This is a genomic window from Paenibacillus sp. IHB B 3084, from assembly GCF_001447315.1.
Lineage (GTDB): Bacteria > Bacillota > Bacilli > Paenibacillales > Paenibacillaceae > Paenibacillus.
The window spans coordinates 1,823,818-1,846,690 of the sequence record NZ_CP013203.1 but is presented as its reverse complement, the minus strand read 5'-3'; the positions used below and the strand labels follow the sequence as shown (position 1 = coordinate 1,846,690).

Annotated in this window: 20 protein-coding genes and 1 pseudogene; 17 read left to right on the top strand and 4 right to left on the bottom strand. The window is 44.0% G+C overall.

What is annotated here, in order from left to right:
• Window positions 1-133: 133 nt before the first annotated feature.
• Window positions 134-3,433 (bottom strand): DUF5695 domain-containing protein, encoded by a 3,300-nt coding sequence (locus tag ASL14_RS08630; RefSeq protein WP_134911260.1) that lies wholly within the window; start codon window positions 3,431-3,433, stop codon window positions 134-136.
• 271 nt (window positions 3,434-3,704) lie between these two features.
• On the opposite strand from ASL14_RS08630, the gene ASL14_RS08625 reads away from it, so the two are divergent.
• Entirely contained in the window at window positions 3,705-4,343 is a 639-nt protein-coding gene (locus ASL14_RS08625; protein WP_134911259.1) for a pentapeptide repeat-containing protein, read from the top strand.
• A gap of 11 nt (window positions 4,344-4,354) precedes the next feature.
• Window positions 4,355-4,960 carry a pentapeptide repeat-containing protein gene (locus tag ASL14_RS08620; RefSeq protein ID WP_134911258.1) on the top strand — a complete coding sequence of 202 codons (606 nt, stop codon included), beginning with the start codon at window positions 4,355-4,357 and terminating at the stop codon, window positions 4,958-4,960.
• A gap of 14 nt (window positions 4,961-4,974) precedes the next feature.
• Here the strand turns inward: ASL14_RS08620 and pdxR are convergent, their stop codons facing one another.
• Window positions 4,975-6,480, bottom strand: coding sequence for a MocR-like pyridoxine biosynthesis transcription factor PdxR (gene pdxR, locus ASL14_RS08615; protein ID WP_134911257.1), 1,506 nt, complete (start codon window positions 6,478-6,480; stop codon window positions 4,975-4,977).
• A 115-nt stretch (window positions 6,481-6,595) separates the two neighbouring features.
• On the opposite strand from pdxR, the gene ASL14_RS08610 reads away from it, so the two are divergent.
• The 10 genes and pseudogenes from ASL14_RS08610 to ASL14_RS08570 all read left to right on the top strand — a co-directional run bounded on the left by ASL14_RS08610 (window position 6,596) and on the right by ASL14_RS08570 (window position 15,801).
• Window positions 6,596-7,207 carry a pyridoxamine 5'-phosphate oxidase family protein gene (locus tag ASL14_RS08610; RefSeq protein WP_134911256.1) on the top strand — a complete coding sequence of 204 codons (612 nt, stop codon included), beginning with the start codon at window positions 6,596-6,598 and terminating at the stop codon, window positions 7,205-7,207.
• 201 nt (window positions 7,208-7,408) lie between these two features.
• A complete protein-coding gene (locus ASL14_RS08605) occupies window positions 7,409-7,996 on the top strand; it encodes a TetR/AcrR family transcriptional regulator (protein ID WP_134911255.1) in 588 nt (195 codons plus the stop codon).
• A 112-nt stretch (window positions 7,997-8,108) separates the two neighbouring features.
• Window positions 8,109-8,210, top strand: a complete 102-nt coding sequence (locus tag ASL14_RS27935; protein WP_014599460.1) for a hypothetical protein — start codon at window positions 8,109-8,111, stop codon at window positions 8,208-8,210.
• Window positions 8,211-8,569: 359 nt separating this feature from the next.
• Complete coding sequence (locus tag ASL14_RS08600; protein ID WP_134911254.1) at window positions 8,570-9,025, top strand: MerR family transcriptional regulator; 456 nt, start codon at window positions 8,570-8,572, stop codon at window positions 9,023-9,025.
• Window positions 9,026-9,066: 41 nt separating this feature from the next.
• Complete coding sequence (locus tag ASL14_RS08595; RefSeq protein ID WP_044645298.1) at window positions 9,067-10,278, top strand: MFS transporter; 1,212 nt, start codon at window positions 9,067-9,069, stop codon at window positions 10,276-10,278.
• 27 nt (window positions 10,279-10,305) lie between these two features.
• Window positions 10,306-10,734, top strand: coding sequence for a universal stress protein (locus tag ASL14_RS08590; RefSeq protein WP_134911253.1), 429 nt, complete (start codon window positions 10,306-10,308; stop codon window positions 10,732-10,734).
• 43 nt (window positions 10,735-10,777) lie between these two features.
• Window positions 10,778-12,195: pseudogene (locus ASL14_RS08585) on the top strand (aldehyde dehydrogenase family protein).
• 702 nt (window positions 12,196-12,897) lie between these two features.
• The gene (locus ASL14_RS08580; RefSeq protein WP_134911252.1) at window positions 12,898-13,878 is read left to right on the top strand and encodes an ABC-three component system protein; all 981 of its coding nucleotides are present in this window, start codon (window positions 12,898-12,900) and stop codon (window positions 13,876-13,878) included.
• Window positions 13,862-14,089: an ABC-three component system middle component 6 gene (locus tag ASL14_RS08575; protein ID WP_134911251.1), complete on the top strand. Its 228-nt coding sequence runs from the start codon at window positions 13,862-13,864 to the stop codon at window positions 14,087-14,089. The genes ASL14_RS08580 and ASL14_RS08575 overlap by 17 nt, the downstream gene beginning before the upstream one ends.
• The gene (locus tag ASL14_RS08570; RefSeq protein WP_134911250.1) at window positions 14,080-15,801 is read left to right on the top strand and encodes a DUF2326 domain-containing protein; all 1,722 of its coding nucleotides are present in this window, start codon (window positions 14,080-14,082) and stop codon (window positions 15,799-15,801) included. The genes ASL14_RS08575 and ASL14_RS08570 overlap by 10 nt, the downstream gene beginning before the upstream one ends.
• A gap of 191 nt (window positions 15,802-15,992) precedes the next feature.
• Here the strand turns inward: ASL14_RS08570 and ASL14_RS08565 are convergent, their stop codons facing one another.
• A complete protein-coding gene (locus ASL14_RS08565; protein ID WP_134911249.1) occupies window positions 15,993-16,457 on the bottom strand; it encodes an AbrB/MazE/SpoVT family DNA-binding domain-containing protein in 465 nt (154 codons plus the stop codon).
• A 255-nt stretch (window positions 16,458-16,712) separates the two neighbouring features.
• Between ASL14_RS08565 and ASL14_RS08560 the strand changes: the two genes are divergently transcribed.
• The 3 genes from ASL14_RS08560 (at window position 16,713) to ASL14_RS08550 (ending at window position 19,067) form a co-directional block, all read left to right on the top strand.
• Window positions 16,713-18,131: a helix-turn-helix domain-containing protein gene (locus tag ASL14_RS08560; RefSeq protein ID WP_134911248.1), complete on the top strand. Its 1,419-nt coding sequence runs from the start codon at window positions 16,713-16,715 to the stop codon at window positions 18,129-18,131.
• A gap of 234 nt (window positions 18,132-18,365) precedes the next feature.
• Window positions 18,366-18,545, top strand: a complete 180-nt coding sequence (locus tag ASL14_RS08555) for an aspartyl-phosphate phosphatase Spo0E family protein (protein WP_134911247.1) — start codon at window positions 18,366-18,368, stop codon at window positions 18,543-18,545.
• A gap of 150 nt (window positions 18,546-18,695) precedes the next feature.
• Complete coding sequence (locus tag ASL14_RS08550) at window positions 18,696-19,067, top strand: MerR family transcriptional regulator (RefSeq protein WP_134911246.1); 372 nt, start codon at window positions 18,696-18,698, stop codon at window positions 19,065-19,067.
• Window positions 19,068-19,145: 78 nt separating this feature from the next.
• Here the strand turns inward: ASL14_RS08550 and ASL14_RS08545 are convergent, their stop codons facing one another.
• Window positions 19,146-21,146: an oxidoreductase gene (locus tag ASL14_RS08545; protein ID WP_134911245.1), complete on the bottom strand. Its 2,001-nt coding sequence runs from the start codon at window positions 21,144-21,146 to the stop codon at window positions 19,146-19,148.
• A 196-nt stretch (window positions 21,147-21,342) separates the two neighbouring features.
• On the opposite strand from ASL14_RS08545, the gene ASL14_RS08540 reads away from it, so the two are divergent.
• Both ASL14_RS08540 and ASL14_RS08535 read left to right on the top strand, forming a co-directional pair.
• A complete protein-coding gene (locus ASL14_RS08540) occupies window positions 21,343-21,927 on the top strand; it encodes a TetR/AcrR family transcriptional regulator (protein ID WP_134911244.1) in 585 nt (194 codons plus the stop codon).
• A gap of 138 nt (window positions 21,928-22,065) precedes the next feature.
• Window positions 22,066-22,830, top strand: a complete 765-nt coding sequence (locus ASL14_RS08535) for a MerR family transcriptional regulator (RefSeq protein ID WP_134911243.1) — start codon at window positions 22,066-22,068, stop codon at window positions 22,828-22,830.
• The last annotated feature ends 43 nt before the right edge of the window (window positions 22,831-22,873 follow it).

Genomic DNA, 22,873 nt, shown 5'->3' with positions numbered 1-22,873 from the left:
GCCGCCCGCCTTTTTTACTCAAATGAATAGGGCATAAAACCATTCATAGCGTGAATGATTCACGATACAAATCATTCACGACACGAATCATTCACAACTTAAAAAGTTAATGGTATAAAATAATTACATCTGCTTAATCTGCCCCTTCGGCATACGAACTGGCTACCTTTTTATGGTCTGCAACAGTACTGCTTACCGAGGCCAAGCTGCGAATCTCCTGAGCTGTGAGCGCTCTGTTGTAGATGATCAGTTCATCTACTGCCCCGTTCAGATAAGGATCATCGAACTGGGATTTTCCAATATAGTTCCGGTCCGTCAGCCCAAGGCTGGACGGCTTTAACGTCATGTTCGTATTTCGCGTCGCTTCTATACCGTCTACATACATAATTCCCGTGTTGTCCGACAGTGTCACGGCCACATGTTTCCAGACCCCTGTCGCCAGTTCCGGGGCATTTAACTGCTGTTCCTCCCCGTTACCCGAGACGGTGATGGCAAAGCGCATACCTGTCCCTTCGGCCTTGGGTGTCAAAAACATATATCGATCCGTGCCTGCTCCAAAATCAAACAGGCGAGCCCAGCCGTTATGGGTGTTCACCCGCACCCAAGTCGCAATCGTAAAATCGTTAACGCTGCTGACCAGTCCACCGGGCAGGCTGGCATAGGCGGCTGTGCCGTTTAAGAGCAGGGCGTTGCCGTTCCGTCCGACGCCCCACGAGCCGCCGTTCACATTGGCCTGCTGCCCATTGCCTGACAAATCGGCTGCGGTAGATCCGCTTGTTTCATTAAAATCATAGCGGGCTACAACGTCTCCGGCTGGAGTCGGATTACCTGAGCCTGTCTGAATACGGATATCGTAGGAGGCTGCCGTACCGATACTCAATCTGACCGTAGCCGCTGAACTGTTAATAGCCGTGACGGAGCCAGTTTTCGTTCCGTCTACGAGCACGTCATACGTACCTGCGGCCAGTCCGGTCAAGGTCAGAATGGTAGTGTGAGCTGTGCCTGCTGTTGTATTTTTCAGCGTGAAGCGAACGTTGTTCCTGGACTTGGACACGATGGCTGAGCTGTATTGGTCCCGATTCAGCTCCAGACTCAGCTTTTGGGTGATCAGATGCAGCCGCTGGAATACACCGTCCTTGGGAGTGATTGTATAGTTGTTACCGCTTTCTGTAACGTCACAGCCATAGCCATACAAGCCGAAAATGGGATCGACAGCAATGTCCGAGCTTAGAACTTTAATCGCTCCGAACAGCCCCAAATCCGCTTCCCCGGACATGCCGCGCCAGCCGTTGAAGAGCGGACCGCCGTCCAGACCAAGAGCACCGTAATTGCCCTTACCCGCCTGATACGTCCACGATACCGCGCCGATATTGGCTGGGTCGGAGCTAATCTGTCCCGAGTTAATCGCCCCGATGTTAGCGAGCTTGGCGGCATAGGACAAGCGTTGATCCACTTCGGGCTTGGATGAATAACGGCGTGTCCAGTCATCCATCGCATAGCCTGCCAGCGAGGTGGTGTACTGGAAGTTCCACCAATTTTCCCCGGTAATCGTGACCGGATCGGCGTAGTAATACCACACAGGCATATGACCGCGTGCGGCACGTGTTTTGGCGTTGATTTTACTCATCATCGTCGTATTGCTGTTCATTTTAGCGAGCGTATATACCGCCTCCTCGCCTGTATTGTCATAGTTATACTCGGAGCCGTAGGGATAGGTGGTGTTTTTGAAATTGTTGTACTTGGTAGCCATTTTGGCGATCAGGTCGTTAGCCTCGGTGGTCAAGCCTTCTTCCTGTAGCGCTTTAATGATATCCGGCGTGGTCAGTTCACCCATGAGCCCTGTGTTCCAGTTGTAGGCGACAGGGCCTTCATACAATGCCTTGAAAATACGATAAGCGCGCAGCAAATACGTGTTTTTGCTATTGCGGTAGCTAATCAGGTTCGGATACAGCTTGGCGAGCTTATACATGCTGAAAAACGTGTTGTAAATATGCGGATAGGCATAGCCCCGGTACGTCGGTGTTGTGTTGGGCTGCGGCATCAGGAAATCGGGAACCAGATAATCGGTATGATGGCCTTCCATCAGATTTGTCCAGACAGCAACCTCCAGATAATCATCGACTGCTTTAATCTCGGATGCCACGGGCTTCTGAACGTTTTTCTCAGCCAGGAACTGGCCATGGGTTAATCCCCAATCGTCACCCCAACCCCAGTAGCCTGCAAAGCTATTGCGCTTGGCCTTATATTGCATCATCCAGTCGTCAAACACCTTATCCCGCAGGTCGCCCGGCATGTTCCATTGGGTGCTGTTGACCATGAAGGTAGAGTGGCGCTGAAGTGCAGCGTCGACTGGCTCGATGGCATAGAATTGGAGAACGGTTTTTTCGCCGTTACCGTAGTTCACGGTAATATTGTTGTGTCCCAGTCGTCCCAGTGTAAGTTCATATATTTTATGGTTTGTAGGGGCTGTTTCCAAATAGCTGATGGTCGTTTCGGACGGGTATTGCGCTGTGACAGAGGTAATGGATTTGCTGGTATGCAGATCGAATTTAGCCTTGAGATTCGTAGGGAAAATCATGCCCGGAACCACGGTCACATCCACATGTCCCTCGCTGTACAGCCTGTCCTTCACGGCCTGCTCGTCCGCTACCTTGTAAAATTTAAAGGCATACGTTTTGCTTTCGCCTGGAGCCAGCGACAGACTGGTGTTGGAAAGATAGCCACGGTTGGTACTCTTGATGACATTGGAGTGGATATAGAACACATTTAGTCCTTCGGACCAGCCGCCTTGCTCCATAGCCCACGTGCTGCCCGGGTGCTCCTCGACTCTCCAATGGTCCTGATATTCGAGACCTGCGCCTGTAGAGGAATCAGGGACAAGCAGCAGATAAGGCCCGATGCCGCTAGGCCGTCCAGCGGTAATAAAAGAACTGTTATGCCCTACAAAGGAGTGGGAAAGTACCCTTGTTTCATAGATTTGTTCGTTATTGCCGCCAGACCAATACTCGTTAAAAGTCAGCGGCAGCCCCCAATCTCCGATTTCCAGCGTTTGATTGGAAGTGTTCGTTACTTTCATCTGCCAATGCAGGTAATCATTAACCAGTGAATATGTTTCATTTAATGTAAAATTACGTATTCCCTGATTGTTTGACGAATTTTGGTATGATACTTGAACACTACTGCCGGATGAAGTGATCGTGCGTGCATCCGCAGAGCTGCTTGTCCATGCCCGAGTCCACGCCCCGTTACCGAGACGGTAGGTAAACATGAGTTCACCAAGCCACTGATGATCCACCGTATTCTGTTTGGGTGCGTTGGAGCTGTTCATGACATAGTTCGTATTGAATGTGTCTCCTACCAGACGTAAGGAAGAGATATCGCCGTAATCTCCGACTGAGATGGAGAACACATTATTGGATAGCTGTACTGCCATGCTATCAACCTCCTTAAAAAAAGGTTCGTGAGTATACTCACAACGTTAATATATGTGACAGACATGCTTTTGCTACGCTATGTGTGGAGATTGATAGAAAATAGATTCGTATATTAGGGTGCATAGATGACAGATTCGAAATCCGGTGACCCTCTGGGTAGCGCGGCTTTTCTCATTTTACAGGTACGTGTATAAAGCCATTGTTACTGCGTCGCATCATCATATAAACTAGACATATGCCGGAATAAGCACTCAGAAGGTGGAGATAGCTATGGAAATTAAGATAGAGTTGCCGAAAATTCCTTCAGACTTACCTGTATTAACCGATGAAATGTACTCCTTACGATCCAAGGATGAATTTAACACGGGGTCTGTAGAGGATATGACCATGGATAATGTGGAAGCTACCAGGGTTTCGTTTGAGAAGATGACTTTTAAAAATGTTACGATTATGGAATCGTCATTGCCGGAAAGTGAATGGACAGATGTTATTTTCGATAAATGCGACCTGTCTAATATTAACTTTTCCGGTTCCTTTATTCACCGGGTAGAGTTCAGAAATTGCAAACTGCTCGGAACAGACTTCTCCAGAAGCAGACTCCAAAATGTTCGTTTTCTGGATTGCTTAGGAGATTATTCAATGTTTCGCTTTGCCAATTTCAAGCAGGTTGGTTTTGAGGATTGTTCATTGATAAGCTCTGACCTTTATCATTTGACGCTACAAAAAACCTTTTTTACCCGTTGCAATATGGATCAGGCCATGCTGTCGGGGTCCAAGCTCAAGGGGATTGATCTGAGCGATTGCGAATTCGATGGACTACAGGTGGATATCGAAGACCTGGATGGGTGCATGATCTCTCCGCATCAAGCTTCGTCTTTTGTGGGGCTGTTAGGGCTAGTGATTAAATAAGGGGGATCATTATGTTTCAGTATCAAGAGCAGCAATATGAGGGCATTGATTATAGTGGGAAAGATTTAAGGGAGGGTGAACTTATTCGTTGCACCTTTGAACGTTGTACTTTTACGAACGGTTCGTTGGAGGAAATCATGACCAGCGAATGTCGTTTTATCGAATGTGATTTTCAAGGGGCGCTGTTGAACGGTTCTATTCATACTGAATCAGCTTTTATAAATTGTAACTTTATTGAAGCCAATCTGTTCGTCACCAAATTCAGCAATTGTAAAATGACGGGTTCGGACTTTTCAAAAGCAAAAATAGACGGCATTACGCTCGTTCAGGGGGATTGGTCTTATACCAATCTGCGGCAGGCCCGGCTGGAAAAGCAGGATTTGAGAGGAGTACGCTTTTATGAAGCGGATCTCTCGGATGCCAATCTGCAGAAGGCAGACCTCAGAGATTGCGACCTGACCAGAGCTATTTTAGCTCATGCCAAGCTACAGGGAGCCGATTTACGTGGTGCTACTATGGATGGAGTCGATTTTAAAGCACTTGTTGTCAAAGGTGCACGGATGGATCGAGACCAGGCGCTGGCGTTCTTGCGTTCATATGGTGCGAAGGTCGATTGAGGCGAAGGTTCCACTCATTTTTTAATACTATCCCAAGCCTGGCGCAGACGGTTAATGCCTTCAATCATTTGGTGTTCCGTTAAATGGGCAAAAATAAAACAGGCGGATGGGGGGCCTGGCGTCAGTTGGTAATCGGCTGCATCACGCCATGTGACTCCGAAAGACCGGGCCGCCTGCATCAATTGCTGATACTGAGCAGGCTCATGCTTCCAGACCGCATAGGCATGCAGGCCGCAGTCAGTCTGATGCCATTGAAACAGTCCACTCAACTGCTGCATTTCGCGCTGGAACACCTCGTAACGTGATCTGTACATCCGGGTCATCCGACGCAGATGGCGAACATAGTCGCCGCGTATCATAAAGCGTGCCAGTGCGCGCTGTTCCAGACGGGCAGGAGGCAGCGGGTCATATAGCCGTTTGGCGGCTGTTAGCGCTTGAGCCAGTGCAGCGGGCAGAATAGCGTAGCCCAGTCGAAGACTGCTGAACATGCTTTTGGAAAAGGAACCGACATAGATGACACAATCCGCGCGATCCAGTGCTTTCAGCGGTTCAATCGGTCGTCCTGCCCAACGGAATTCGCTGTCATAATCATCTTCGATAATCCACGCGCCTCTGGACACCGCCCATTGCAAAATATGTTGACGGCGGGCTAATGGCAATACAGCTCCGGTTGGAAACTGTCGTCCCGGTGTAACAAATAGTAATCTGGAATCCCAATCCTGCGGAATAATTCCTTGTTGATCCAGCTCAGCAGCTTGCACCTGTCCGCCCGATGCGGTAACCGCACGGTGAATACCGGGATAACAGGGATTTTCCAGCACGATGGGATCTTGCTCATTAATAAGCAACTGGCATAATAAGGTGATCACTTCCATGGAGCCACTGCATAATACGACTTGATCCGGGTGGGCCATAATTCCCCGCGTTCTTCCAACATGCTGACAAATCGCTTCACGCAACCATTCATCGCCATTCACGGGTGCTGTCATCAAGGCAGACGAAGGCTTTTGCAAGTCTTTGCCAGCGGCAGCCATTGCGCTTTTCCATGCGGTCAGTGAATTGCCTTCCAACACCACTTCTCCTGCCTGAAAAGAAATCAGGGGTTGTTGAGCCGCATCTTCATTTACACCAGAAGCAGAAGACGGCCGTGACTCTCTTTCCATCTGCATAATCCGTTGTCCCCATGTGGACAGAGCTGGGGGTGTTTGTTTAACAGAAGGTGCTTGTCGGGTCTGCTTATCAATCGATGATGTGTTGGGTAGCAACGCGGTTTGTTCAATGACAAAAGTCCCTCTGCCTACCGCCGTTTCCACGTACCCTTCTGCCAACAACATATCGTAGGCTTCTGCAACACTGCCCCGCGAAATTCCATACATCACAGCCAGATCACGACTGGAAGGCAGGCGCGTACCGCTGGCAAGTGATCCGTTCAGAATTCCTTCCCGAAGAGCATGATACAAGGCCAAATATTTATGATGATACAGTTGAATAGCACGCTGATAAGCAATCGTAATATCCATAGCCTTCTCCTTCCATTGGACTACTCATTTTCGATCATATTGGATCTATTCATTGATCCATTTTTAACATAATCTGAAATGTAGCGCTGGTCAATAGACGAAAGGAGCATGATCCATGAGAAGAAAAGAATTTACGGTGGCAGAAGAAGAGGAAATAGAGCTATTTCTGAGCGAGGTCAGTTTCGGTTTTCTGGGCATGAACAGCGAGGATGGATTCCCGCGGGTTGTACCCTTGAATTTTGCTTATGGAAATGGTGTTTTTTATATTCATGGCAGCCGTGCCGGAGAGAAGATGGAACGGATGAAGGAGGACAACCGGGTTACTTTTTCCGCTGCCAAAGAGTATGCGCTCATCCCGTCTTATTTTACGGATGAACATATGGCATGTCCGGCGACATCATTTTTTAAAAGTATTACCGTGCGAGGTCATGCGGAACAGGTAGTGGAACTGGAAGAAAAGGCATCTGCCTTTTCCATTTTTATGAGTAAGCTGCAACCGGAGGGCGGCTATGAACCTATCGATGCCAGCGATCCCCGGTATGCTTCACGTCTGAAAGGGGTTGCGCTGATCAAGATTGTACCGGATGAGTGGACCGCAAAATTCAAATTCGGGCAGAATGTTAAAGAGCAGGAACGTCAACAGATTATCGACGGTTTGCAAAACCGAGGGCGGGATGATGATCTGACAACCATTGAAATGATGCGCAAATATTGTCCTCACCACTGATCCGGCGTCATCATTCTTGCTTGCTCACGGTCTAATTGGTTAATACTACCTTAAAGAGAGATGCCCTTATATATTCAAAACCTTCATTTCTTCTGTATTAGGACTTTGGAAGGACAGGCATATATCATCCTCAAGCCCATTGTTCTTACCGCAAGGGAACTTTATAATACGATAGATTTGTGGAGTAAGGGGGCAGGGACCGTGACGAGAGCAGGAGTCAGAAGTCGGGAAGGTCGACGGTTGTTACTGGAGGCGGGGGCTGAGGAGTTCGCTCAGACCGGTTTTTATCAGACCAAGGTAAGTTCGATCGCGGCGCGTGCGGGATTGACGCAGCCGGATTTTTATATTCATTTTGAGAGTAAGGAACAAATGTATGAGGAGCTTGTTGAGAGCTTCCGAGTGTTGGTGAATGAGACGGTCCAATGCATGAAGGTGGAACCGGATCAAAGCCAAGCTGAAATTTTGAGCCGGGGGCTAGTGTTTCTGGAATCCATTTTTCGTATGTTATCCAATAATCCGGCGATAACCCGTGTCGGATTTTACCAGGCGTCGGACTCGGTGCGTATCAAGGCAGAAATGGCAGGTCATATTAAAAAGCATCTGCTTGCGGCACAACGATGGGGTTCTTGCCGTGAGGAATTGGACCCGGAGCTGACAGCGGAATGCGTCGTTGGTTTGATTGAACGGTTGACGTTAACCAAACTGCTGACTGGCAGCGAAAGTCCATCCGTGCTTGCCAAGCAGACGCGAAACCTGTTGTATCACGGCATGCTGGCGCATGAAGGATAACGGAACCAAAGCGAATGACCTACATTTGGGCGGGAGGCGCGGCATCTGTACCTATCATGGTTGGCAACATACGCATAAGATGCTTTTGTAAACCATGAAGGGAGGAATCAGTATGTCTGGAGTAGGCGCTGGTTATGGAGCTTTCACATCTACAGGAGCGATTCTGGTACTTTTCATTTTGCTCGTTATCATCTCTAAAGCATTCGTTATCTAACTCGTTGTTAACAATCTGAATTGAATTCAGGCGATGTATTTGTAATCAACGGAGGGAGGAGGAATTTGAGATGGGTGAAGTAGACAGAGGTTGTGGCGGTGGTGGCTACGGCATGTGGACTTCCACTGGTGTTATTTTGGTACTCTTCATTTTGCTGGTTATCATCACTCGCACTATTTTCATCTAAATTATATATTTCATGGGCTTGAGCGCCGATGCTTCGGGCCTATGAACATGCAAGTCGAAACAGGAACCGTCTCTAATAGGAGCGGTTTCTTTTTTTTCTCCAAAGTTAACGTTGACGTTAATGTTAGATAGGCGTAGTATTTATATATAAACTTTTTCATAAGGTGGGTGTCATGGTTACGTATAAAATTGATGAGGTCGCCAAGCGATGCGGTTTGACCAAGCGAACCATTCGTTATTATGAGGAAATCGGTCTGTTGCCCTCCCCGCAGCGTAGCGAAGGAAATATGCGGCTGTATACGCAGGAGGATGTGGATTTACTGAAAAAAATTGTGAGTGCCAAGGAAGTGCTTGGTTTCTCCTTGCAAGAGCTTCAGCGTTACATGTCCGCAGCGGAAATGCTCAAGGGTCAGCGGGAGGAATATCGTGAGCGAACGGATATCCTGCATCCTGTTGAGCGCCGGGCCATGTTGGAGGATATGGAGGTAACACTGAACGAACAACTGGAGCTGATGGAGGGAAAAATCAACAGCATCCGTATGCTCCAGACCGAGCTGGAGGAGCTGCGGGTCAGGGTTCGCGAACGAAAGGTTCTGCTTGATAAGGAGCTTGGCAGCGACCCGTCATAAGCGAATCATTTTACATTTAGATATGGAGGTTACATCCTACTATGAGTTCACAACACGCATTACCTGATGAGTTAAAAAAACAGGCAGGCTTGCTGTCTCAGCCCAAGGCGGTATGGGCGGTTGCTTTTGCCTGCGTTATTTCATTTATGGGACTGGGATTAGTCGATCCTATCCTTCCGGCCATCGCCGATCAGCTTCATGCCACCAAGAGTCAGGTGTCACTGCTGTTCACCAGCTATAATCTGGTGACAGGCGTAGCTATGCTGATTACGGGCGTAGTGTCCAGCCGATTGGGTGTCAAATGGACGCTGCTGACCGGGATATTGTTGATTATTGTGTTTGCCGGGTTGGGAGGTACAGCCGATACGGTTGGCGGGATTGTGGGCTACCGGGCAGGCTGGGGTCTGGGGAACGCCCTGTTTATTGCAACGGCGCTGTCTGCGATTGTAGGTCTGTCCACTTCGGGAACAGCCAAAGCCATTATTTTGTATGAGGCGGCCCTGGGTCTAGGGATTTCGGTCGGCCCGCTGCTTGGCGGTGAGCTAGGCTCCATTTCTTGGCGCGGTCCGTTCTTCGGTGTAGCTGCGCTGATGGTCGTGGGATTTTTGTTCATTACATTTATGCTGCCTTCGATTCCGAAGCCTAAAAAGCGCGGTTCGATTGCTGATCCGTTCAAAGCGCTCACTTATCCGGCCCTGCTAACGCTGGGCATTGTGGCTTTGTTGTATAACTTCGGATTTTTTACGCTGATGGCGTATTCTCCATATGTGATGCATTTGGACGAGCACGGTTTGGGCTATGTCTTTTTCGGCTGGGGGATTATGCTGGCCTTTACCTCGGTGTTTGTAGCACCGAAGATTCAAGCACGCTTTAGCGTGGTATCTTCCATTAGTGTCATGCTGACGCTGTTTGCCATTGATTTAGGCGTTATGGCGATAGGAACGGTCGCAGGATCACCGAAGACTGTCATTGTTGCGGTGATCGTGGCTGGTATTTTTCTGGGGATTAACAATACATTGATCACAACGGCTGTGATGCAGGCAGCTCCGGTGGAGCGCTCCACGGCATCTGCGGCTTACAGCTTTATGCGCTTTTTGGGCGGGGCGATCTCGCCGTGGCTTGCAGGGAAGCTGTCCGAGTGGTATACGGCGGAAACTCCATTTTATTTTGGCGCATTGATGGTACTGCTGGGTGTAGTGGTACTGATCGTACGTCGTCGACATATGCAGGATATACAGATTGATGCTCACTAACAATGAACTTCTGAGGAGGAAAAGAGTATGAACGAATACAAGCATATTCTGGTCGCGCTCGATGGTTCGGAACAGGCTATGAAGGCGTTGGAGACAGCCAAAGCGCTGTCCAAACAGCTTCAGGGTGAACCGCGTCTGACCGTATTGCATGTGAACCCGGCTTTATCCATGAATGAGCCCCCGGTTGGGGTGGATGTGGATGAGCAAATTGAGGAAGAAGGGCGCCATATTTTGGAGCCAGCATCCGATTATTTGAAGGACGGGGGTATTTCTTACCGCATGCTGGCGGGTCATGGTGATCCGGCGAGTATCATTTGCAAAAGTGCAGAGCAAGAGCAGGTGGATCTGATCATTATGGGAACACGGGGCAAAGGGCTGGTTTCCGAAATGATCCTGGGCAGCGTCAGCCATCATGTGATCCAGCATGCACCTTGCCCTGTGCTGACGGTAAAATAAACGGTAGAATAAACGTTAATATAGGGAGAAGGAGGCCATAAGTATGCAGCAGCATTTATTTATTGGCGGTGAATGGAAAGCAGCACTATCGTATACAGCAATCACCTCACCGTATTCCGGTGAGGTGATTGCTGAGGTGGCAGAGGCCACAGCAGAGGATGCTAAGGTTGCCATTCAGGCGGCATCTGATGCCCGCGCTGAAATGCGGGCTATGCCTGCGCATCAGCGGTCAGCCATTTTGGAGAAGCTGGCTGATTTGCTGGACGCGCGGCGTGATGATGCGGCGCGTATCATTGCACGCGAAGCGTCCAAACCGTGGAAGGCTGCGCTGGCAGAGGTTGACCGGACGGTGCAGACCTACAAGTTTGCAGCCGAGGAAGCCAAGCGGATTCACGGGGAAACGATCCCGATGGATGCCGCACCGGGGGTGAGGGGCGTATGGCCTACACCCTCAAGGAGCCTGTCGGCGTTGTGGGAGCCATCACGCCGTTTAACTTCCCGATGAACCTGGTCGCTCACAAGGTGGGTCCCGCTTTGGCGGCAGGCAATACGGTCGTATTGAAGCCAGCGGAGCAGACGCCGCTGTCGGCTTACTTGATCGCGGAGCTGCTGGAGCAGGCAGGATTGCCTGCGGGCGCTCTTAACGTGATCAGCGGCGACGGCAAAACGATCGGCGACGTTCTCGTTACCGATCCGCGCGTCAGCTATATCACCTTTACCGGTAGCCCGGCGGTAGGTACGGAAATCCGCTCCAAGGCTGGCTTGAAGCGGGTCACATTGGAGCTAGGCTCCAATGCAGCGGTCATCGTCGACAGCGATACGGACGTGGACGCAGTCATTGACCGTTGTGTGAGCGGAGCTTTTGCCAATCAGGGACAGGTATGTATCTCGGTCCAGCGTATTTACGTCATGGACGAGCTGTATGATACTTTTGTATCCCGATTCATAGAGGCGGCCCAACGCTTGAAAACAGGTGATCCCCTTGATCCGGACACGGATGTATCTGCGCTTATTTCAGCGAAGGACGTCAAACGTGTTCGTGAATGGCTGGATGAAGCCGTTCAGGCGGGCGCAAAGATCGCTCTGGGCGGTCAAGCCGCAGGCGGGATTTTGGAGCCGACCGTTCTGTTGAATGTGGACCCGACTTCCAAGGTGTCCTGCCGCGAGGTGTTTGCCCCACTGGTGCTGATTCATTCCGTAAGCTCCATAGATGAAGCCGTTCATCATGTGAACGATTCGATCTATGGCTTGCAGGCGGGGATTTACACCCGTAATATAACGACTGCGCTGGATGCGGCGGACAAGCTTCAGGTCGGCGGTGTGATGATCAATGATATTCCGAGCTTCCGCGTCGATCATATGCCGTATGGCGGTGTGAAACAAAGCGGTACCGGACGCGAAGGCGTGAAGTACGCTATGGAAGAAATGCTGGAAGTGAAGCTGGTCGTGATTAAAAGATAACAAAAGCCTGTCTGAAAAGGGAAGGAGATACACGTAATGTGTACCTACCCAGATTCAGCGGGCTTTTTTAGTAAGGATCTTTAGCGCAAAATTTTCCGAACCCACTTGAGTTTATCGCCGTAAGGCGGGTAAGCACTTCATGTTCAACCTGTTTATCTTCTGTAAATAAATACAGTGCCAGTGGCTTCAGATGATCCATTACCGTCTGGATGGCCTCTTCCACTGTTCAAATTCCAGCATCGGCAGATCGGACCGAATATTACATCCTGCATCGCAGCATCAGACCAGGATTGGGACTCCAGAAGAGTAGTTTGCTTGTTTTCCCATATCTATAAGTTCTCCTTAAATGTTTAAACATTTAAACCTAATGGAAGGAGTATAGGGGTCTGGATAAGATTTTACAAGTTGAAAAAGTTATTATTCTTATTATTTTCATAAGACGAACTAGTGTTTAAGCTCTTATAATTTATTTTCTTATTATTAATATATATGGTGAATATAATACGTAATAATATACATTTATTCACATAGTATTTATTTAATCATGGTGTAGTTTTTGTTAATATAATCCTTCTTAAGGAATTCGATGAATTTGCACATTAGCATTTTTACTAATAACTCATTATATTGTTTTCAACTTTATTCTGTTACTATTGTTAAAGATAATTGTTGGATTAATATAGTGTGAAAGGATGCTTCAAAATGAACCGTTCGCGTTATTTTGATTATATAGAAGAGAAACTGAACACTCTTGCAACAAGGATAAATAGTAGAGGTAAAATAAATATATTAGATTTACATATACACTCTGAAGACTTTTATCTAAATTTCATGAACCTACTTTATGGATGGAAATTGGTAAATCTGAATAATGTTAAACAAAATGTTGAAGGAATTGATCTGATAGATGATACAAATAAGTTAATAGTTCAAGTCTCTTCAACATCAACAAAACAAAAGGTTAATAGTGCCCTGAATAAAGAGATTCTATCGCAATATTCCGATTATCGATTTAAATTTATATCAATTTCAAAAGATGCCACTAGCCTAAGAAGCAGCGTTTTTGAAAATCCATTTAGTGTTGATTTTACACCTGAGAATGATATTTTAGATACACAAATAGTACTTAGAGATATACTTTCCTCTGATATAGAGGTTCAAAAGAGAATTTATGATTTCATAAAGAAAGAATTAGGTAGAGAGTTGGATATAGTTAAGTTAGATTCAAATCTAGCTACTATAATTAACATTTTATCAAAAGAAAACTTCACTATTATGGACAATTTGAGTACTATAAATAGTTTCGAGATTGATAACAAAATAGTATTCAATGAATTGACTGTAACAAAAATGATAATTGATGATTATAAGATTCATTACGGTAAATTGGATAAAAAGTATAAGGAATTTGATAAGCAAGGTTCTAATAAAAGTTTCGCTGTTCTTCAATTTATTCGTAAGCAATATATAAAATTATGTAGTGATAAGAGCTTTGAAAATTCCGACCTAATTTTTTTGAAAGTAATTGAAGAACTAAACTGTTTTATTAAAAATAATAATGAATGTGCTGATATTTCTTTTGAAGAATTAGATTTGTGCGTCAATATACTCGTTGTAGATGCATTTATACGTTGTAAAATATTTGAGAATCCGGAGGGGTATGATTATGTTACTTCCAGATAATATGCATCCTGATGACAGCATATATTTTAATGGGGCTATTGTTTTGAGAGAACTACAAATTAACCCCTCACAGGGGCTTTTAGATTTATATCAGAATGTAAAAAGAAAGAAAAAAATGTCATTTCCAGTGTATATTTTGTGTTTAGATTGGCTATATTTGATTGAAATTGCAGAGATAAATAGTGAGGGGGAGATTAATTTATGTTCTTGAAATTGTTGAAAATTTCAACTGCAGATCAAATCATAAGAGAAATTAAATTTCATAAGGGGCTTAATTTAATCGTAGATGAGACTCCGACTCAAGACTACCAAAGTACAGGAAATAATGTGGGGAAAACGACAGTATTAAAACTCATTGATTTTTGTCTAGGAGCCAAACCGTCTATTATATATGCTGATACTGAGTCAAAGCGTGATACGTATAAGGCTGTTAAGGATTTTTTGATTGATAAAGAAGTTTTGGTAACTCTTATTTTAACATGGGATTTAGATGATAAAGATTCAAAAGAAATTAAAATTGAGCGCAACTTTCTGTCCAGAAATAGAATAATTCGGAGAATTAATGGCGAGAATCTAAAGGAAGATGATTTTGAGCCTACACTATTAGAATTGATATTTCCAAACTATCATTTTGGAAAACCTACATTTAGACAAATTATTTCTCATAATATAAGATATAAAGATTTAAGCATAAATAATACTCTAAAAACCTTAGATCGTTTTACTTCGGATGCAGAGTATGAGACTCTGTATTTGTTTTTATTAGGCTGTGTTTTTGCGGAGGGAGAAGTTAAACAAGAAATTCTCACTAAACTGAAGCAAGAAGAAACATACAGAATACGTTTGGAGAAAAATCAAACAAAAACAGCTTATGAAGCCGCTCTTTTGCTAATTGAAGACGAAATATTAGAATTAAATAAACGTAAGACAAACCTAAATATAAATGAAAATTTTGAGAAGGATTTGGATAAGCTAAATAATATAAAATACCAAATTAATAGAGCCAGTTCCACTATTAGTAATCTAAATTTGCGTAGAGATTTGATTATAGAAACTGAGGAAGAACTTGATTCTAATATTTCTAACATTGATTTACAACAGTTAAAATTGATTTATGAGCAAGCTACAAATTTAATTGGTGGGATTCAAAAATCTTTTGAAGAGCTAGTTAGTTATCATAATAACATGATTGCTGAAAAAAAGAGGTTCATTGCTAGTGAACTTCCACATTTAGAAGAAAAAATAAATGAAGAATCTGATAAACTTAAAAAGTTTTTATCTCAAGAGAAAGAAATGGCAGAGATCTTGTCTAAAAGTGATTCATTCGACGAGTTAGAAAAATTACTTGCAGAACTTAATGAGAGATATAGAAAGAAGGGAGAGTATGAAAGTGTGATCTCCCAAATAAATGAGGTAGAGTCTAATATAGTTGATTACAATGATCAACTAAAGGGTATTGATGATGTCTTGTTTTCTGATGAATTTGAACAAATTGTTAAAAATCAAACATTTAAGTTCAATAAATTCTTTGCAGCAATTTCTAATGAGCTTTATGGAGAAAGGTACGCCTTAAAATATGATAAAATAACGAATAAAAACAAACAAACGTTATATAAGTTTAGCTCATTTAATGCGAATTTAAGTTCAGGAAAAAAGCAAGGTGAAATCTTATGTTTTGATTTGGCATATATACTTTTTGCTGATTCAGAAAATATTCCTTGTCTACATTTTTTACTTAACGATAAAAAAGAACTTATGCATGATAATCAGCTACTTAATGTCGCAAGATATATTGGTGACAAAAATATTCAGCTTGTAGCATCAATATTAAAGGATAAACTTCCTAAGGAAATAAAGAATGAAAAGTACTATGTTGTGAAATTATCCCAAGAAGAAAAATTGTTTAGAATTGAAGAAAACTGAAAATTAGATATAAAGAACCACCGGATACAGGTTATTCGCCTGGCGTCCGGTGGTTCTTTATGCCTAGTATGAAATTCTCGTCATGTTGGTCCATGGATTTTGTTGGTTAGCTATGATGCTGCGTATCATGGTTCAAACGTAATTGTACATGGAATTTGTGATGTATACCTATGTAGGGTAGCAAGCTGTAGTTATAGCAATTTTTTGAGCTGGGATATACGGGCTTGGGAAACCTCAAGTATCTTTGCATATTCGTGCTGTGCTGCATTGGGTTGCTTCTGCATCAATTCTTTTAGGCTTTCGATCATTTGTTGCGTCGAACGGCGCAGACGTTTGGAATGCTTCATTGGCCTTTCTCCGTTGGAGAAAGTCGATTTGGACGGCCTTGTGATAGGGGTGGAATTTGTACCATTCTTCAAATTATGAATACATTCCCCACAAATAAAGCTGTCTCTAAAATAAGTCAATTGCTCCGTAGAACCACACATTTTACACGTCACCCCGGTATATTTTCGTAAGGCGAGAATACCCGTTTCCTCATCAGCAAAAATCTCAACTGGATCACCCATATTGTAATCCATTGAAATACGCATCTCTTTGGGAATGACGATACGACCTAACGAATCTAAGGGACGTGTCATACCTGTACTTTTCAAATGATAACCTCCTTTTTTTATATCCTTATAATACTAAATAAAGAGGAGAAAAAAAAATAGGCTTAGAGGAGCAATCGCATATATTAAGTAAACTGTTGAAAAGTATACAAAAAAATTCTATAAAATGGTATACTATTTTGTAGAAAAAACAATGATTCTAGTACAGCTTGCGTCTAATACCAGATTGTAATCGGATTTGTTGCCATAGAGCAGCATCGTAACTTTATCCTATGAACGTTAAAGGGGTTGTTTATTGTGAACCATACAACCACGATTCGAGCAGAGCTTGATACATACATGAAGACAAACGGACTGAACATTACCCGACTTGGACGAACAGCAGGACTAAATGCAGGTACGGTGAGTACCTTGGTAAATGGAAATCGTACGTTTTCCGTCGATCAACTGGATCGGATTACGGCAGTTATGGGGCATCCCAGAGGGCATTATTACAAGCAATATATGCAGGAATATTTAACGGATATCACGCCTAACTGGCGGAGGATCAGGCCTTTTTTGTATAATTGCGCTGAGTTGGACAAGCTGGACTGTATCCAGCAAATGGCCGATTTGTTAATGGATAATCTGGTGTATTCCGTGTTGCTGTTTAATGTGGCGGAAGACTTCTTCAAAGACGGCAAACATGCGGCGGCAGCCATTCTTTACGAGAGCGTGGCGATCAGCGAGAGAAAGCAATATTCGGAACGACTGGCCCTTTGCCAGTATCGTTTGTTTACGATTAACATCGGAGATGACCAAAATCAAAATTTCGAGGCAGCATGCCATTTTCATCCCTTCGTAGAGCGGCTTGATGAAATAGACCAGCTTGATGCGCTGAAAGACCTGGCGAATGTATATCGTTCCTTGCGTCAGTGGGCGAAGGTTGATAAGACAGTTCAAAAAATGCGGGATAAAGCGAAAATTCAATACTCCCTAGACCATCGTCAGCATAAGCGAAAGAAAAGGGGAAATGAAAGGAAAACAAGGGGTCCATTGTTCGGATACATCGCCTACGCTGATTTGCTGTGCGCAAGTGTCTGTGAAGCACATGGAGATTATGAGCAGGCATTACAATATACTTACGCATACGCTGATTTAAGCTGGGTCAAAGAAACGGATGAAGATACGCGGCATTGGATGGAATTATTTCAGCATTGGGCACAAGTTAATATCTATGTAAACAAGCTTTTATCTGGAGATGTAAGCGTACTTTCTGATTATGTGGAGTATATTTGTGCTCCTCCGGATAAATCCGAAAAAGAATTGGTTACAGAGCTTTTGAATATTATGATGGCGGCTAACCGCTATCAAATAGATGTGGATGATATACTTCAACGATTTGAAACAGAGATTGATTCTTTTGCTCATCAGCAATCCTCTACTGATATGTATACTCAACAAGTGATACCGGAGCAGTTTGCGCGTCTTGGATATGAATTGGCATATTACTATTTATATAAAGGGATGTATTCTGTTGGCTTTAAATACTTAAGAGATGCTTTAGTAAAAGCGAATATACTGAATAATAAAATATACTTCATAAACTGTACGGGACTATTTGAACATTTTAGAATGTACTTTGTTCCTGAAATACATGCTCAGTATCAAAATTTGATTGAAAAGGTGTGGTTAGAAAATGTTAAGAAAAGTGGCTCTTCTAGTAGTCGCAACTAGCTTTCTGTTCATAGTGGCTATACCTGGACAAGCTCATAACCACTCCCATAGTATACGACCTACCGACCAAGTTGGAGGGTTTTAATTCAGATCCCTTTTAAATCAAGATAGAATTTCCCAGATCAGCTCTCTGAGCTGGTCTTTTTCGTTATGAATAAACAAAATTTCTGAATTAAACTTTCATCAAATATAGTCATAATATTCCAAAATGAGGTTAAATAAGGAGGGGGAAGGATGGAAAAACAAGAACTTTTGAAACTAAGATTAGAGAAGGCAAGACAAAAGCTCTGCGATCTGCAAGCGAAATACGGATTAGAACATGCACTTGTGCTCAATCAATCTATGATTCTGGATGAGTTGATTAATCAATACAATCGAACATTTTATAGGCGAGTCAAAAAGCCACCGGCTTAAAGTAATTGACTCTGGGGCGAGAAACCTTCGTGGGTCACTCGCTCTTTTTTAGTATATTTCTCATTACTTTGCACTCTTTTCTATGAAAACTTATACTTATAGTTAAAGCTGACTTAAAGAAGTACAACAATAACGAGGAGGAGAATGAGAATGTACTCCATCAGAGAAGTTCAAATCAAGAGCGGACTGCCTGCATCTACACTTCGTTATTATGAAAAAGAGGGGATATTACCTGAAGTGGGGCGGGATGAGGGTGGAAGAAGAGTATATACGGAAAAACAAATTGACTGGTTAAGGTTTGTTATGGCTATGAAAGATACGGGGATGACGATTGAAGAGATTAAGGCATACCTTGAGCTTAATGCAAAAGGCGAAGCCACCGTACATGAAAGAAGAGATCTTCTCGTAGCTCATAAGAAAAAGGTAGAAGAACATATGGCCCAAACACAACACAATTTGGAGAAAATCATTCAGAAGATTGCCTATTATGATCATGTGGTTATGGGAAAAAACTTCTCTTAACCAAGTATTTGATGCAAAGGTAAAAAAGCCAAAGCCGTTTGCTTAAAAAGCAAACGGCTCTTCGGAGGGAGCAGGGCACTATATATTTCTGGTAACCTCATACGCATCCCAGACAGCGTACATAATATTTTGTACTTGCTTGGCATCACCGATTAAGTAGGCTTCGGAAACGTCATTTTGGATGTCTTCATAAAGCGATTGTTGAGGAGTATATCCTACAGCTAGAATCGCTGAATCGGCCTTTAGAATCGTTTCTTCACCATTTTTGTTTTTAAGAACAAATTCTTGATCGTTGGCATCGACAATTTTGGTGTTGGTCAGGAGATGGATATCCTTAAATGCAACAAGGTCACGCAGCATATCTTCATTTGCATGGCACAGGGGTCCGCCTACAGTTAAAATATCTTCTTGCATCTCCACCAAGGTTACTTTTTTACCTTGATCAGCAAGCCAGAGTGCAGTTTCGCATCCCACAAGCCCGCCCCCGACAATCACAGTGGAAGCACCGGGATCTTTTTTCCCAAGCAGAACCTCTTCTGCGGAATACACCTTGGTAGATGTACCGATGGAGAAGGTTTTTGGAGAGGAGCCGGTAGCAAAAATAACGGCATCTGCTGCATATTCCTTTACGGTAGTCCGGTTAACCTCGGTGTTCAATCGGACGTCAACTTTTAAATCCTTTAATTCCCCTTCGTACCAGGTCGCAAGTAAATGATCGTCTTCCTTGAAGTCTGGAATTCCGCCCGGGATTAGATTACCTCCCAATCGGTTATTTTTATCAAATAAGGTAACGTGATGTCCCCGTATAGCAGCTACACGGGCAGCTTCACATCCTGCCGGCCCTCCACCGATCACCAAAACTTTTTTGGACTGGTCTGCTTTTCCAAGTGCGTAGTCTTTTTCTCTGCCGCAAGCCGGATTAACGGCACATGAAATCGTTGCAAAAGATGCCAATCGACCCATACAGCCCTCCTGGCAGGAGAGGCAAGGACGAATCTTTTCTATTTTCCCAGCCTTGATTTTATTGGGGATATCAGCATCAGCTAACAATGGTCGACCAAGTGCAATCATATCGGTTTTTCCTTCACGTATAGCCTTGCTGGCCAAATCTGGATTATCCAATCTGCCAGCAGTAATCACAGGTACCTTTAGAATGGTTTTTAAAATTTTGTTGTAAGGAAGATAAAGTCCTTTTTCCTGATACATGGGTGGATGTGCCCAATACCAAGAGTCGTAAGAACCGACATCGCCATTGAAAGCATCATACCCGGCTTCCTCTAATATTTTGGCAGCTTCAATCCCCTCTTCAATATCCCGTCCCTGCTCCTTAAACTCTTCGCCTGGCAATCCGCCCTGACGCCAATCTTTAATAAAGCTTTTGATGCTGTATCGAAGAGATACCGGGAAATCCTGACCACATTCGGCTTTGATGGCTTGAACGATCTCTATGGCAAATCTTAAGCGGTTTCTCAGACTTCCTCCGTATTCGTCTTTCCGATGGTTAAAGAAAGAAATCGCAAATTGATCCAATAAATAGCCTTCATGAACCGCATGGATTTCAATACCGTCAAAGCCTGCCTTTTTGGCAATAGCTGCGGATTCCGCAAATTTTCTGATATAGGTGTGGATTTCGTCAATGGTCAGCTCACGACAAGTGACATCGGGAAGCCAGCGATGAGGAATGGGAGAAGGGGCGACAGCCGTTTTACCAACAATTGAAGGGATACTTACCCGGCCAAAACCTGCGGATAATTGTAGAAATATTTTTGCGCCGTATGCATGAATCCGCTCTGTCATCATTTTACCCGTTTTAACAAAATTCAAGGGATTTAGAGTAGGACAGGGCATGGACGGCAGGGCACATTTCTCAATTTCATTTTCAACCATCGTTACACCTGTAATGAGTAGACCTGTCCCACCTTTTGCCCGTTCAACATAATATTCGACGCCACGTTCATTAAAAGTACCATCGGCATCACAAAGCCCACCAGGACCCATGGGAGCCATGACAAAGCGGTTTTTAATTTCCAGTTTTCCAATTTTCATAGGCTCGTATAAAATTTGATGTTCTTCTTTCATAAGAATACCTCCTAAGTATGGATCATTCGTTTAACTGAATACATTCACCGAATGGGTTCAGTATAGAATAGGAGTAGGTATTATTATGTGATTATTTTCACAATTAAACAAAATAGCATTTCCTATTATAATTAAGTAATATGAACAAGGCACCTGAGAAAGAGAAATATTTACAATAGAGAGGGAGAGTAAGTGAGTGTCAAAAAAACAATTGAATGGACGCAAGCTGCAAAGTCTGCAGACTAAAAAAAATATATATAACAGTACATTAGAGCTAATGCATGAAAAGAGCCTGGAAAAAATTAAAATTGAGGATATCTGTCGGAAGGCCGGCGTGTCAGTAGGGTCATTTTATAATCATTTCAAGACTAAAAGTGATATTTTGGTGGAGATGTATGCACAGGCGGATGGCTACTTTGAATTGAAATTTAAGAATGAACTACCATCAGAAAGTATTATGCAGGATCTTATTCAATATTTTGAGGTTTATGCGGAATATAATCAGAATGTTGGTTTAGAGACGGTCAAACAGTTATATACAAGTAATAACAAGCTTTTCATTACTAAGGGTCGTGGTATGCAAAGTATACTTCAACAGATTATAGAGAGAGGGCAAGCCGTGGGAGAGTTGGATCAAAGCATGACATCCGAAGAGATAACAGACTACTTATTTATTGCAGCTCGTGGAGTCATGTACAACTGGTGTCTTCATGATGGCGACTCGGATTTAATTGTAAATATGCGTAAATATATGAGTCGCCTGATCACGATCTTTAAATAAAGGAATTGATTTTATCCTAGTCACAGGGACGGTTCACCACAAGCTTAACGGGTAAAAGGTAATACTAGGACAATAATGCTGGGTTGACTCTCACGCCACGTGAGGCTGTAGACTGTGTAACAAGGGAGGTGAAGCGGAATGGCTTACACGGTGAAGGAAGTATCCGGTCTGTCGGGAATCAGCGTACGAACTTTACATTATTATGATGAAATCGGATTGCTAAAACCCCATCATGTCGGGGATAACGGGTATCGCTATTACGAACAGGAGCAACTGTTGAGACTACAGCAGATTATGTTATACAGAGAGCTGGAATTACCATTATCCGACATTGGCGACTTGCTGGAGCAGACGAAGGAAAAAACGGCCGAGGTTTTGTTGGAGCATAGAAGCAAGGTGCAGAACAAAGTCTTCCGCTTGCATACTCTCCTACAGACCATCGACGAAACGGTGGCTCATGTGAAAGGAGAACAGACGATGAAACCGGAGCAATTGTACCAAGGGTTTGACCCGGAAAAGCAGGAAATGTATGAACGTGATCTGACGGAACGTTATGGTCATGAGGCAGATGAAAAAATTCAGGAGAGCAAAACAGCAACGAAGAATTGGTCCAAAGAGGATTATTTGGATTCTCAGGCAGAGGCGGATCAAATTCATCGGCAGTTGGCAGAAGCTATGAATAAGGGATTGAAGCATAGCAGTGAAGAAGTACAGGCTTTGATCCGCCGCCATCTCCAATGGGTAAGCAGATTCTATACACCTACAGCAGAGATTTATAGCGGGCTGGGAGACTTGTATGTGGAGCATGAGGACTTCAGAAAAATGTATGAAGGATATGAGCCCGGATTGGCTGAGTATTTGCGAGACGGGATGAAGGTGCTGGCAAAGCGGGAATTAAAATAACACTAGCTGGTGAAAAAGGCTGTAAGAGGTATGAAAAAAGGAT